The organism is Micromonospora craniellae (assembly GCF_014764405.1).
GTDB classification, from domain to species: domain Bacteria; phylum Actinomycetota; class Actinomycetes; order Mycobacteriales; family Micromonosporaceae; genus Micromonospora; species Micromonospora craniellae.
Genome location: NZ_CP061725.1, coordinates 1,466,107 through 1,479,991, shown reverse-complemented (window position 1 = coordinate 1,479,991; position 13,885 = coordinate 1,466,107). Strand labels below are relative to the sequence as shown.

Here is a 13,885-nt window from a genome sequence, read left to right as displayed (position 1 = left end):
GACCTCCATGTCTGACACCCTCGCCGAGCGGCTCGCCCAGCTCTCCCCGGAGCGACGGCGGCTGCTGCTGGAGCGGCTGGGCCGCGGTGACGCGCGTCCCACCGGCATCTCCCGCGCCCCGCGTGACGAGGCCCTGCCGCTGTCGTTCGCCCAGGAGCGGCTCTACTTCCTGTGGCGGCTGGCGCCGGCCTCGGCGGCGTACCACGCGCCGGTGGCGGTGCGCCTGACCGGGCGGGTGGACGTGGCGGCGCTGGGCACCGCGCTGTCGGCCGTGGTGGATCGGCACGAGGTGCTGCGGACCCGCTACGTCGACGGTGCGCAGGGCCCGGAGCAGGTGGTCGACCCGGCGTCCCCGGTGCCGCTGCCGGTGGTGGACGTGCCGGCCGGCGCCGGTGCCCAGGCGGCGCTGCGGGAGCTGATCGGCGCCGAGACGCTGCGGCCGTTCGACCTGGCCGAGGGTCCGGTCCTGCGGGCGACGCTGTTCCGGCGGACGCCCGAGGAACACGTGCTGCTGCTGGTGATGCACCACATCGCCTGCGACGGCTGGTCCCTGCCGATCATGTGGCGGGAGCTGTCCGCCGTCTACCGGGACGGTGTGGCGGCGGCGGAGCGGCTGCCCGCGCTGCCCGTGCAGGTCGCCGACGTCGCCTGGTGGCAGCGCCGCCGCCAGGCCGACGGTGGGTACGAGCCCGGCCTGCGGCACTGGCAGGAGCGGCTGACCGACGTGCCGGTGCTGGACCTGCCGGTCGCCCGGCCCCGGCCGGCCACCCCGACCTTTGCCGGTGACCGGGTGCCGGTCCGGCTGGACGTCCCAGTCGCCGACGGGCTGCGGGAACTCGGCCGGGCCACCGGCTGCACCCCGTTCGTCGTGTTGCTCGCCGCCTTCCAGGTGCTGCTGTCCCGGCTCTCCGGCCAGCCGGACATCGCCGTCGGCACGCCGGTGGCCGGACGGGACTCCGAGGCCGTCGCCGGACTGGTCGGTTTCTTCGCCAACACCGTCGTGCTGCGCGGCGACCTCTCCGGCGACCCCACCTTCACCGAACTGCTCGCCCGCGTCCGGGGCGTCGTGCTCGACGGCCTGGCCCACCAGGACGTGCCCTTCGACCAGGTCGTCGAGAGGATCAACCCGGCCCGCGACGCCAGCGCCACCCCGCTGTTCCAGGTCATGTTCACCACCGACGGTGACGCGGCCGGCGCCAACGACGCCTGGGACCTGGGCGACGTCGACGTGGAGCCGTACTCGGGGGCGGCCCAAGGGGCGCAGGTCGACCTCACGCTCGGCCTGCGGGAGAGCCCCGAGGGCCTGACCGGTGAACTTGAGTACAGCGTGGACCTCTTCGACGCCGACGCCGCCGAACGGATCGTGGAGCACCTGGAACAGCTGCTCACCGGCATCGCCGAGGCGCCGGACCGCCCGATCGGCGACTACCGCCTCTCCACCAGCCACGAGCGTCGCCTGGTGCGGGACTGGAACAGCACCCGGCTCAGCTACTCGCCGTCGATCTCCGTCGAGCAGCACTTCGAGGCGTACGCGGACGCCACCCCGGACGCGCCCGCGCTGGTCTGGGACGGGCGGACGCTCGACTACGCAGGCGTCGAGGAACGCGCGAACCGGATCGCGAACCTGCTGCGCGGGCACGGCGTCGGCATCGACGACCGGGTGGCGATCTGTGTCGGACGCGGTCACGACACCGTGGTCGCGCCGCTGGCCGTGCTCAAGGCCGACGCGGCGTTCCTGCCGGTGGACCCGGAGCAGCCCGCCGCCCGCATCGCCGTGCTGCTCGACGACGCCACGCCGACCGTGGTGCTCTGCGACGCCACCACCGCGCCCGACCTGCCCGCCGGTCCGTGGCGGCTGATCCGGCTCGACGACCCGGCCACGCTCGCCGACGTGTCGGCGGTCCGGCCGTCGCGCACCGCGCCGCCGTCCGCCCTCGCTTACGTGATCCACACCTCCGGTTCGACCGGTACGCCGAAGGGCGTGATGGTCACCCGGGGCGGCACGGCGAACCTGCGCGCGGCCTGGACCACCTGGGACCCGGGACCGCTACGTCGCTGGATGACGATCGCCAGCTCCGCCTTTGACGTCTTCGTCGGTGACGTGGTCCGGAGCCTGGCCTTCGGTAGCTGCCTGGTGCTCGGTCCCCGGTCGCTGGCCCGTGACCCGCAGGCGCTGGTGGACGCGCTGGCGGCGGAACGCGTCGACGCCTTCGACACGGTGCCCGCCGTGCTGACCGCGATCACCGCGCACCTGACCGAGAGCGGCCGGAGGCTGCCGGAGCTCAAGCTGCTGATGGTCGGTGCGGACAGCTTCGCGGTCAGCGACTACACGGCCGCGCTGGCGGTGCTGCCGGACGGGGTACGGATCGTCAACGCCTGGGGTGCCACCGAGACGTCGATCGACAGCACCATGTTCGCGGCCCGCCCCGGGGTGAGCACCGCCTCCGGCATCGTGCCGGTCGGCTCCCCGGTGGCCAACACCGCCGTCCACGTGCTCGACGAGCGGTTGCGTCCGGTACCGGTCGGGGTGGTCGGTGACCTCTACGTCGGCGGCCACGGGGTGACCCGGGGCTACCTGAACCGGCCCGGCCTCACCGCCGACCGGTTCCTGCCCGACCCGTACGGCAGCGACAGCGGCAGTCGGCTCTACCGGACCGGTGACCGAGGGCGGTGGCTCGCCGACGGGGTGGTCGAGTTCATCGGCCGCAGCGACGACCAGGTGCAGATCCGGGGCCACCGGGTCGAGCCGGGCGAGATCGAGGCGGTGCTGCGCGGGCACCACGCGGTCAGCGAGGCGTGCGTGGTGGCGGTCCGGGACGGGGTCTCCCACCACCGGCTGGTGGCGTACGTGGTGGCCGCGAACGGCACCGCGCCCACCGGCGGTGACCTCCGGGCGTACCTGGACGAACGCCTGCCGGCGCAGTTGCGGGTCTCGGCGTTCGTGCCGATCGACCGGTTGCCCCGCACGCTCAGTGGCAAGGTGGACAAGTCCCGGCTGCCGGCGGTGACGCCCGAGGACGGCGCGGTGGACCGGGTCGCCCCCCGCGACGACACCGAACGGGCTGTGGCGCAGGTGTGGCGGCAGGTGCTGGGCCGCGCCGAGCCGATCGGCGTGCACGACGACTTCTTCGAGATCGGCGGCCACTCGCTGCTGGCCACCCGGGTCGTCTTCGGCCTGCGCCAGGCGCTCGGGATCGAGTTGCCGGTGCAGGCGGTGTTCGACGCGCCCACGGTCGCCTCGATGGCCGCCCGGCTCGCCACCAGCGCGCACACCGCCGGTCCGGCACCGGCGCCGGTGCCCCGCCTGCCCGGCGGGATGCCGCTGTCGTACGCGCAGGAGCGGCTCTACTTCCTCTGGCAGTACGCGCCGGAGTCACCGGCGTACAACATGCCCGTCGCGGTGCGGCTGCACGGCGCGCTCGACGCGGACGCGCTGGCCGGCGCGCTCGGCGACGTGGTCGCCCGGCACGAGATCCTGCGGACCCATTACGTCGCCACCGACGACGGCCCGATGCAGGTGGTCGACGCGCCCTACCGCGTCGAGCTGCCCATGGTCACGGTCACCGGCCTCGCCGACGACCTGGTCACCCGGGTCCTGCACGACGAGTGGGCCCGCCCGTTCGACCTGGGCAGCGGCCCGGTGCTGCGCGGCTGCCTGCTGCGGGTCGGCGAGGACGACCACGTGCTGCTGGTGGTGCTGCACCACATCGCCTACGACGGCTGGTCCCACCAGGTGGTGTGGCGCGAGGTGACCGAGTGCTACCGGGCCCGGCGGGCCGGCACCGCACCCGATCTCGACCCGGTGACCCTGCACTACGCCGACTTCGCCTGGTGGCAGCGGGAGCGGCGGGACAGCGGCCGGTACGAGGAGGCGCTCGGCTACTGGCAGCGGCAACTCGCCGACCTGCCGGTGCTGCGCCTGCCGCTGGACCGGCCACGCCCGGCGACGCCCAGCTTCGCCGCCGACCGGGTGCGGCTGGAGGTGCCGGCCGAGACCGTCCGGCGGTTGCGGGACCTCTCCGCGGCACGTGGCGTCACGCCGTTCATGGTGCTGCTGACCGCGTTCCAGGTGCTCCTGGCCCGGGTGAGCGGCCAGCGCGACATCGCCGTGGGCACCCCGGTCACCGGCCGCGACCACCCCGAACTCGCCGACGTGGTCGGCTTCCTGGTCAACAGCGTCGTGGTCCGCACCGAGCTGGGCGACGGCCCGCACGGCCCGACCTTCGCCGAGCTGCTGGACCGGGTACGCGGCACGGTGCTCGGCGCGCTGAGCCACGCCGAGGTGCCCTTCGACCAGGTGGTGGAGCGGCTCAACCCGGTCCGGGACCAGAGCATGTCGCCGCTGTTCCAGGTGATGTTCACGCTGGCCGGCGCGGAGGACGAGCCCACCGGGCTGGCCGAGGTCGAGGTACGGACGCAGGACCTGGCGCTCTCGTCGCTCCAGTTCGACCTGGCGCTGATGATGCACCTGGTCGACGACCGGCTCACCGGCGAGGTCTACTTCGCCACCGACCTGTTCGACCACACCACCGTCGAGCTGCTGGCCGACCGGCTGGTGCGGCTGGTGGGCAACCTGGTGGCGGAGTCGACGGCACCGGTCTGCGCGGTGGAGATCCTGGCCGAGCGGGAACGGCGGGAGTTGCTCAGCACCTGGGCGGGCAGTGCCGGCACGGCGCCCACCCTGACCCTGCCGGAACTCTTCGAGGCGCAGGTGGCGGCCACCCCGTCGGCCCCCGCCGTCGAGGCGGACGGAGGCACGCTGCGCTACGCCGAACTCAACGAGCGGGCCAACCGGCTGGCCCGGGCCCTGGTGGCCCTAGGGGTGGGCCCGGAGCGGACGGTCGCGCTCGCGCTGCCCCGCTCGATCGACCTGATCGTCGCCATCGTCGCGGTCGCCAAGACCGGCGCGGCCTACCTCGCGGTGGACCTCACGTATCCCGCCGAGCGGCTTGCCTTCCTGCTCGACGACAGCGCCCCCACGGTGGTGCTCACCAGCCGGGCCGGGCTGGCCGTGGCACCGGTGGCGGGGGCGTCCGCGACGGTGGTGCTGGAGGAGATCGACCTGACGGCGGCCTCCCCGGCGAACCTGTCCGACACCGACCGGCTCGGCCCGCTGCGGGTCACCGACGCGGCGTACGTCATCTACACCTCGGGCTCCACCGGCGTGCCCAAGGGCGTCGAGGTGACCCACTCCGGCCTGGCCGGGCTGCTGGCCAACCAGATCGCCCGGCACGACGCCCGGCCCGGCGCGCGGGTGTCGCAGCTGGTGTCGCCGAGCTTCGACGTGATGGTGGCGGAGGTGTCGATGGCGCTGCTGGCCGGCGGCTGCCTCGTGGTGTCGCCGACCACCGTGGCGGGCGAGGAACTCCACGCCTACCTGGCCGAGCACCGGATCAGTCACGCGCACATCCCGCCGTCGGTGCTGGCCACCGTCCCGCAACGGGACCTGCCGCACCTGCGCACGATCATCACCGGTGGCGAGGGCTGCCCGCCCGACGTGGCCGCGTACTGGTCGACGGGCCGCCGCATGGTCATCGCGTACGGGCCGACCGAGGCCACCATCGACGTCAGCTCCCGGGTGTACGGAGCGGACAGCCTGCCCGACCCGCAGTCGGTCCGTGCCGACATCGGCCGCCCCATCGAGGGTGCCCGGGTCTACGTGCTGGACGAGGGGCTGCGCCTGGTGGCGCCCGGGGCGGCCGGCGAACTGTACGTGGCCGGTCCCGGGCTGGCCCGTGGCTACCGGGGACGGCCCGGCCTGACCGCCTCGCGGTTCGTCGCCGACCCGTACGGGCCGCCCGGCTCGCGCATGTACCGCACCGGCGACCTGGTGCGGTGGCGGCCGGACGGCGGGTTGAGCTTCCTCGGCCGCGCCGACGAGCAGGTCAAGGTCCGCGGGTTCCGGGTCGAGTTGGGCGAGATCGAGGCGGTGTTGGCGGCGGGCCCCGGAGTGGGCCAGGTCGCCGTGGTGGTACGCGAGGACCGGCCCGGCGACCAGCGACTGGTGGGCTACGTCTGCGCGGCGGACGGCGCGCGGGTCGACGTGGAGGAGCTGCGGGCCTCGGCTGCCGAACGGCTGCCCGGTTTCCTGGTGCCGTCGGCGATCGTGCGGTTGGCGGCGCTGCCGCTGACGCCCAACGGCAAGCTGGACCGGGCCGCGCTGCCGGCACCGACCCGCAACATCGGTGGCAGTCGACGCCCGGTCGGTCCCCGCGAATCGGTGCTGTGCGGGCTCTTCGCCGAGGTGCTGGGCGTCGACCGGGTCGGCGTGGACGACGGCTTCTTCGACCTGGGCGGGCACTCGCTGCTGGCCACTCGCCTGGTCTCCCGGGTGCGGTCGGTGCTGGGAACGGAGCTGACCATCCGGGCGCTGTTCGAGAACCCGACGGTGGCCGCGCTCGCCAAGGCCATCGACCCCACGGTGACCGCTCGGCCGGCGGTCCGCGCGGTGCCACGCGGCGAGCGGATCCCACTCTCCTTCGGCCAGCAGCGCCTGTGGTTCCTGGACCGGATGGACGGCACCGACACCGGCGCCCGCAACACCCCGATCGCGTTGCGGCTGGCCGGGCCGCTCGACGCCGACGCGCTCGCCGCTGCCGTCGCCGACCTGGTGGCACGGCACGAGCCGCTGCGCACCGTGTTCGGCGAGGAGGGCGGGGTGCCGTTCCAGACGGTGCTGCCGCCGACCCGGCCGCCGATGCCGGTGCGGGACATCACCGAGGCGGACCTCGCCGACGCGCTGGCCTCGGCCACAGCCCAGGGGTTCGACCTCGCCGCGCAGATCCCGCTGCGGGCGCAGGTGTTCCGGATCGATCCGGAACTGCACGTGCTGCTGCTGGTGATGCACCACATCGCGGTCGACGGTGCGTCGCTCGCGCCGCTGAGCCGGGACCTGGCCGACGCCTACTCGCTGCGCCGGCGGGGCCGGGCCCCGCAGTGGTCGCCGCTGCCGGTGCAGTACGCCGACTACGCGGTCTGGCAGCGGGAGATCCTCGGCGACGACGGCGACCGGGACAGCGAGGTCAACCGGCAGCTCGACTACTGGCGGGCCAACCTGGCCGGCTCACCGGAGGAGCTGTCGCTGCCCACCGACCGGGCCCGCCCGCCGGTGGCCAGCTACGCGGGGGACACCGTCGCGCTGCGGCTCGACGCCGACCAGCACGACGGGCTGCTGCGGCTGGCCCGCGACCGGCGGCTGAGCCTGTTCATGGTGGTGCAGGCGGGGCTCGCCGCGCTGCTGTCCCGGATGGGCGCGGGCGCCGACATCCCGATCGGCACCCCCTCGGCGGGCCGGGGCGACCCGGCGCTGGAGGCGATGGTCGGCTACTTCGTCAACACCCTGGTGCTGCGCACCGACGTCGGCGGCGACCCGACCTTCGCCGAGCTGCTCGACCGGGTACGCGACACCGACCTGGCCGCCTACGACCACCAGGACGTGCCCTTCGAGCGGGTCGTGGAGGCGGTCAGCCCGACCCGCTCGCTGGCCCGGTTCCCGCTGTTCCAGGTGCTGCTGGCGTTCCAGAACAACGCCTCGGCCGCGTTCGACTTCGCCGGTCTGCAGGTCAGCCACGAGGCGGTCCGGCACGGGGTGTCCGAGTACGACCTGACGCTCGACGTGTTCGAGGACCACGGCCCGGACGGCTCCCCGGCGGGTCTGCGCGGCTACCTGGAGTACTCGACCGACCTGTTCGACGAGCCGTCGGTGGCGGCCCTGGCCGAACGTCTGGTGCGGCTGCTGTCCGCCGCCGCCACCGACCCGCACCTGCCGGTCAGCGAGCTGGAGGTGATGTCGGCCGACGAGCGTCGGGCGCTCACCGTGGACTGGATGGGGTCGGTCCGGCCCGCGCCGCCGGTGCGGCTGATCGATCTGCTCGCCGAGCAGGTGGCCGCCACCGGGGACGAGGTGGCGGTGGTCCACGACGACACGCGGATGACCTTCGCCGAGCTGGACGGGCGGGCCAACCGGTTGGCGCGGCTGCTGGTCGACCGGGGCGTCGGCCCGGAACGCGTGGTCGCGCTGGCCGTACCGAGGTCGGCGGAGATGGTCGTGGCGCTGTTCGCGGTGCTCAAGGCCGGCGGTGCGTACCTGCCGCTGGACCTGGAGCATCCGGCGGACCGGCTGGCCTTCATGCTGGCCGACGCCGCACCGGTGGTCGTGCTCGGCACCGCCGCCGGCCTGGCGGCGCTGCCCCCGCTGACCACCCCCGTGGTCCAGCTCGACGACGAGACGGTACGCACCGAACTGGCCGCGCTCTCCGACGCGGAACTGGCCGACCCGGAACGGCTTGCGCCGCTGCGGCCGGAGAACCCCGCGTACGTCATCTACACCTCCGGGTCGACGGGCCGGCCGAAGGCGGTCGTCATCGAGCACCGGGGCATGGTCAACCTGTACTGGAGCCACCGCAACACGTTCTTCCGCCCCGAGGTGGCGGCGGCCGGCGGCGGCCGGTTGCGGATCGGCTTCACCGCTCCGCTGACGTTCGACACCTCGTGGGACTCCCTGCTGTGGATGCTCGACGGGCACGAGCTGCACGTGATCAACGACTTCGTCCGCCGCGACGCGGAGGCCTTCGTCGACTACATCGACCGGCAGCGCATCGGGTTCGTCGACCTGACGCCGTCGTTCATGCAGCAGCTCGTGGCGGCCGGCATGTTCGCCGACGGCCGGCACCACCCGACCGTGCTGATGGTCGGCGGCGAGGCCGTCACCGAGACGCTGTGGAACGCCATGCGGGCCACCCCAAACACGGCCAGCTACAACTTCTACGGCCAGACCGAGTGCTCGAACGACACCGCGTCGTACCGGGTCGCCGACGGGGACGTGCCGTTGATCGGCAAGCCGATCCTCAACTCCCGGCTGTACGTGCTGGACGAGGCCCTGCGGATGGTGGCCCCGGGTGCGGCGGGTGAGCTGTACGTGGCCGGCGCCGGGCTGGGCCGGGGGTACTGGGGACGGGCCGGACTGACCGCGACCCGGTTCGTCGCCGACCCGTTCGGCCCGCCCGGCTCGCGCATGTACCGCACCGGCGACGTGGTGCGCTGGGGGCTGGACGGCAACCTGAGCTTCGTCGGTCGCGCCGACGACCAGGTGAAGGTCCGCGGTTTCCGGGTGGAGCTCGGCGAGATCGAGGCCGTCCTGGCCGCCGACCCCGCCGTCGGCCAGGTCGCCGTGGTGGTACGCGAGGACCGCCCCGGCGACCAGCGGCTGGTCGCCTACGTCTGCCCGGTCGCCGGTGGCCGGGTCGACCTGGCTGCGCTGCGGGCGCAGGCCGGCGAACAACTGCCCGGCTTCATGGTGCCCTCGGCGCTGGTGCCGATGGACTCGCTGCCGCTGACCCCCAACGGCAAGCTGGACCGCGCGGCGCTGCCCGTACCGGAGTCGACCGGCGGCGCCGGTGGCCGGGGACCGGTGGGCCCCCGCGAGACCGTGCTGTGCGGCCTGTTCGCCGAGGTGCTGGGCCTGGACTCGGTCGGTGTCGACGACGGCTTCTTCGACCTGGGCGGCCATTCGCTGCTGGCGACCCGCCTGGTGTCCCGGGTGCGGACGGCGTTGGGCGTGGAGCTGACCATCCGGGCGCTGTTCGAGAACCCGACCGTGGCCAGCCTCGCCTCGGCCGTCGAGTCCGGGGTGGCCGCCGACCCGTTCGACGTGCTGATGCCGATGCGCGTGCACGGCGACGGCGAGCCGCTGTTCTGCGTACACCCGGTCGGTGGTCTGAGCTGGTGCTACTCGGGGCTGCTGCGGCAGGCGGGCATCGACCGGCCCATCTACGGGTTGCAGGCGCGCGGCGCGGACGGCGGCGAGGTGCTGGCCGGCAGCGTCGAGGAGATGGCCGACGACTACCTCGCCGAGATCCGGCGGGTGCAGCCGCGCGGCCCCTACCACCTGCTCGGCTGGTCCTTCGGCGGCCTGGTCGCGCACGCCATGGCCACCCGTCTGCAGGCCGACGGCGAGCGGGTCGCGGTGCTCACGCTGATCGACAGCTACCCGGCGATGGACGTGGAGGACGTGCGGGTGGAGACCGTGGCCCAGGCCCGCGCGCTGCTCTTCGACGCCCTCGGCCGGCCAGGGTCGGCCGGGGACCACGACCCGGCCTCCGGCGACGGGGCTCAGGCCGACCCCGATGACGAACTGCTCGACGCCAAGACCGTCGAGGCGCTGACCGGAGTGGTGCTGAACAACGCCCGCCTGATGGACGCGTTCACGCCCCGACGCTTCCACGGCGACGTGCAGTTGTTCGTGGCCACGCAGACCTGGGACCACCGCCTCGACCCGGCCACGGTCTGGCAGGCGTACGTCGACGGCCGGGTCGACGTGCTGCCCGTCGACTGCGAGCACGACCGGATGACGCAGGCACCGGCACTGGACACCATCGGCCCGGCGTTGGCCGACCGGTTGCGGCACGCCCACGGCCACGAGATCCCCACGGCATGAGAGGAACCACCGATGAAGCAGCCGGATGACGTCCGTTTCAAGGTCGTGGTCAACCACGAGGAGCAGTACTCGGTGTGGTGGTCGGACCGGTCCAACCCGCCGGGCTGGCAGGACGAGGGCACCGACGGCACCCGTCAGGAGTGCCTCGACCACATCGACCGGGTGTGGAAGGACATGCGGCCGCGCAGCGTGCGGACCGTTCGGGAAGCGATCCAGGGAGTGCAGGCATGATGATCCGCGACGTTGTCATCGTCGGTGGCGGGACCGCCGGCTGGATGACCGCCACCTACCTCAAGACCGCTTTCCAGGACCGGATCTCGGTGACCCTCGTGGAGTCGGCGGCGGTCGGCACGATCGGCGTCGGCGAGGCGACGTTCAGCACCATCCGGCACTTCTTCGACTACCTCGGCCTGGACGAGCGGGAGTGGATGCCGGAGTGCAGCGGCTCCTACAAGCTGGCCATCAAGTACGACAACTGGCGCGGTGACGGCAGCCACTTCTTCCACCCGTTCGAGCGGCTGCGTACCTCCGACGGGTTCACCGCGGCGGAGTGGAACCTGGCCCTCGGCGACCCGACCGAGAGCTTCGACCGGGGCTCGTTCATCACGCCGTACCTGTGTGAGGCGGAGCGCTCCCCGCGGATGCTCGACGGGACTCTCTTCACCGCCAGCCTGGACGGCGAGTTGGGCCGCTCCACCCTGGACGAGCAGCGGGCGCAGTTCCCGTACGCCTACCACTTCGACGCCGCGCTGATGGCCCGCTACCTGACCAAGCTCGGTGTCGCGCAGGGCGTCCGGCACGTGGTCGACGACGTGGTGGGTGTCGGGCAGGACGAGCGGGGCTGGATCACCCACGTCTCCACCCGGAACCAGGGCGACGTGACCGGTGACCTCTTCGTCGACTGCACCGGCTTCCGGGGCCTGCTGATCAACCAGACGCTGAAGGAGAAGTTCGTCTCCTTCACCGACGTGCTGCCGAACAACCGCGCGGTGGCGCTGCGGGTACCCCGGGACATGGCCGAGCACGGCATCGCGCCGTACACCAAGGCCACCGCCAAGGAGGCCGGCTGGATCTGGACCATCCCGCTGTACGGCCGGATCGGTACCGGCTACGTCTACTCCGACGAGTTCTGCGAGCCGGAGGAGGCGGAGCGCACGCTGCGCGAGTTCGCCGCCCCCGGGCAGGACGAGCTGGAGGCCAACCACATCCGGATGCGGATCGGCCGCAACGAGCGGTCCTGGGTGAACAACTGCGTGGCGGTCGGCCTGTCCAGCGGCTTCGTCGAGCCGCTGGAGTCCACCGGCATCTTCTTCATCCAGCACGCCATCGAGCAGTTGGTGAAGCACTTCCCGGACAACACCTGGGACCAGACGCTGATCCGGGGCTACAACGACAAGGTCGCGCGGGTGATCGACGGCGTCAAGGAGTTCCTGGTCCTGCACTACGTCGCCTCGCCCCGGCAGGACACCGACTACTGGCGGGAGACCAAGGTCCGCGCGATCCCGGACGGGCTGGCCGAGCGGCTGGAGACCGCCGCCGTGCGGCTCCTCGACGAGAGCACCATCTACCCGTACTACCACGGGTTCGAGGTGTACTCGTGGATCACCATCTGCCTCGGCATGGGCCTGGCGCCGAAGAGTCCCCGGCCGGCCCTGGCGCACATCGACCCGGTCCGCGCCTCGGCCGAGCTGGCCGGGATCCGGGCCGACGCCGAGCGCCTGGTGAAGACCCTGCCCAGCGCGTACGAGTACCTGAGCACCATCCAACCGGCGGCGGAGGGGTGATGACGGTCGTACCGATGCGTCCCGGGTCCGAGCCGTCGCTGGCCGACGGCTGCCGGACCTTCATGAGCGGCTTCCCGACCGGGGTGGCGGTGGTGACCAGCGTGGACGGCGAAGGGGCGCCGTGGGGACTGACCTGCTCGTCGCTGATGAGCGTCACGCTGGCGCCGCCGACCCTGCTGGTGAGCCTCCGGGTGGGCAGCCGCACGCTGGCCGCCATCGAGGACCGGGGGAGGTTCGCGGTCAACCTGCTGCACGCCCGGGGCCAGCGGGCGGCGGAGGTCTTCGCCACCGGCGCGGCGGACCGCTTCCACCAGGTGGTCTGGCAGCCCCAAGGAGACGACCGGCTGCCGTGGCTGGTGGAGGACGCCTGCGGGTTCGCCGCCTGCACGCTCTCCGACGTCCGGGTCGTCGGTGACCACGCGCTGGTGGTGGGACAGGTCTCCGACGTCCAGTACACCGCCGACACCCCACTGCTGTACGGGTTGCGCCAGTACTCGCGGTGGCAGCCCACGATCGTGGAAGGGTCCACGTGCGCCAGCTAGTCCTCGTCAACATGCCCTTCGCCGACCGGCGCCGACCGTCGTTCGCGCTCAGCCAGCTCTCCGCGTTGGTCCGCCGGGACTTCCCGGACGACTTCGACGTGCGGGTCTGCTACCTCAACCACGACTTCGTCCGCTACTTCGGTGCCGAGGAGTACGACGCCATCGCCGGGGACATGGACTTCCATGTGGCGGGGGTGGGGGACTGGATGTTCCGGCAGCTCGCCTTCCCGGAGCTACCGGACAACGTGGACGAGTACTTCAGTCGCTACCTTACCGGCCCGGCAAAGGCCGACCTGCGGCGTACGGTGCTGCGCCGCCGCGAGGGTCTCAAGGACTTCCTGCGCGGCATGGTGGAGAAGTACCGGCTCGACGAGGCGGACCTGCTCGGTTTCAGCTCGATGTTCACCCAGAACCTGCCCAGCCTCGCGGCGGCCCGGATGGTCAAGGACCGCAACCCGGCGGTGACCACGCTGATCGGCGGTGCCAACTGCGAGGCGCCGATGGGTGCGGCGGTGGCGCAGAACTGTTCGCAGCTCGACTTCGTCTTCTCCGGTCCCTCGCTGGTCACGTTCCCCGAGTTCCTGCGCAGCGTGCTCGACGACGACCTGGATCGGGCGCACCGGATCCGTGGGGTGGTGACTCGGCGCAACCAGATGGAGAGCCGCTACCGCAAGGGGACCGGCCCCAACGCCGACGGGCAGTGGAACACGGCGTGGGCGGCGGGCAGCGGCCCGGCACTGACGTTGACCCGGGGCGACGGTGGCACCACCGTCCGGGACACCCGCTCCAATGCGGAGCTGGTCTATCCGGTCGACGGCCTCGACACCGAGCTGCTGCTGCACCTCGACAAGCCGGTACGGGTGGACAAGCTGGGCTCCGAGTTGCCGCATCTGGCCGAGTTGCCGCATCTGGCCGAGGTGCTGGAGGAACGGCTGGCCGGGCTGCGGGATCGCGGGCTGCTCTTCTTCGAGGGGCACCGGGTGATGAGCGTCTGCGTCTCCGACAGCGACGTCGACCCGATGCCCCGCCCGCGCCGCACCGTGGTCGGCGGAACGAGGTCGCTGCCGCTGACGCCGACCCGTCCGGCCCGGGAAATCCGGGACCTGTCCCTTCCGGTGGCCTGA

5 protein-coding genes are annotated in these 13,885 nt (G+C 72.8%); all 5 read left to right on the top strand.

Annotated elements, in window-relative coordinates:
• The first annotated feature begins 7 nt into the window (after nt 1-7).
• The 5 genes from ID554_RS06700 to ID554_RS06680 are packed head-to-tail and all read left to right on the top strand — an operon-like array spanning nt 8 to nt 13,885.
• Nucleotides 8-10,435 (top strand): non-ribosomal peptide synthetase, encoded by a 10,428-nt coding sequence (locus ID554_RS06700; RefSeq protein WP_117228494.1) that lies wholly within the window; start codon nt 8-10, stop codon nt 10,433-10,435.
• Nucleotides 10,436-10,447: 12 nt separating this feature from the next.
• Nucleotides 10,448-10,666 carry an MbtH family protein gene (locus ID554_RS06695; RefSeq protein WP_117228493.1) on the top strand — a complete coding sequence of 73 codons (219 nt, stop codon included), beginning with the start codon at nt 10,448-10,450 and terminating at the stop codon, nt 10,664-10,666.
• Nucleotides 10,663-12,219, top strand: a complete 1,557-nt coding sequence (locus ID554_RS06690) for a tryptophan halogenase family protein (protein WP_199489200.1) — start codon at nt 10,663-10,665, stop codon at nt 12,217-12,219. The genes ID554_RS06695 and ID554_RS06690 overlap by 4 nt, the downstream gene beginning before the upstream one ends.
• Entirely contained in the window at nt 12,219-12,761 is a 543-nt protein-coding gene (locus tag ID554_RS06685) for a flavin reductase family protein (RefSeq protein WP_199489199.1), read from the top strand. The genes ID554_RS06690 and ID554_RS06685 overlap by 1 nt, the downstream gene beginning before the upstream one ends.
• Complete coding sequence (locus ID554_RS06680) at nt 12,749-13,885, top strand: hypothetical protein (RefSeq protein ID WP_117228492.1); 1,137 nt, start codon at nt 12,749-12,751, stop codon at nt 13,883-13,885. The genes ID554_RS06685 and ID554_RS06680 overlap by 13 nt, the downstream gene beginning before the upstream one ends.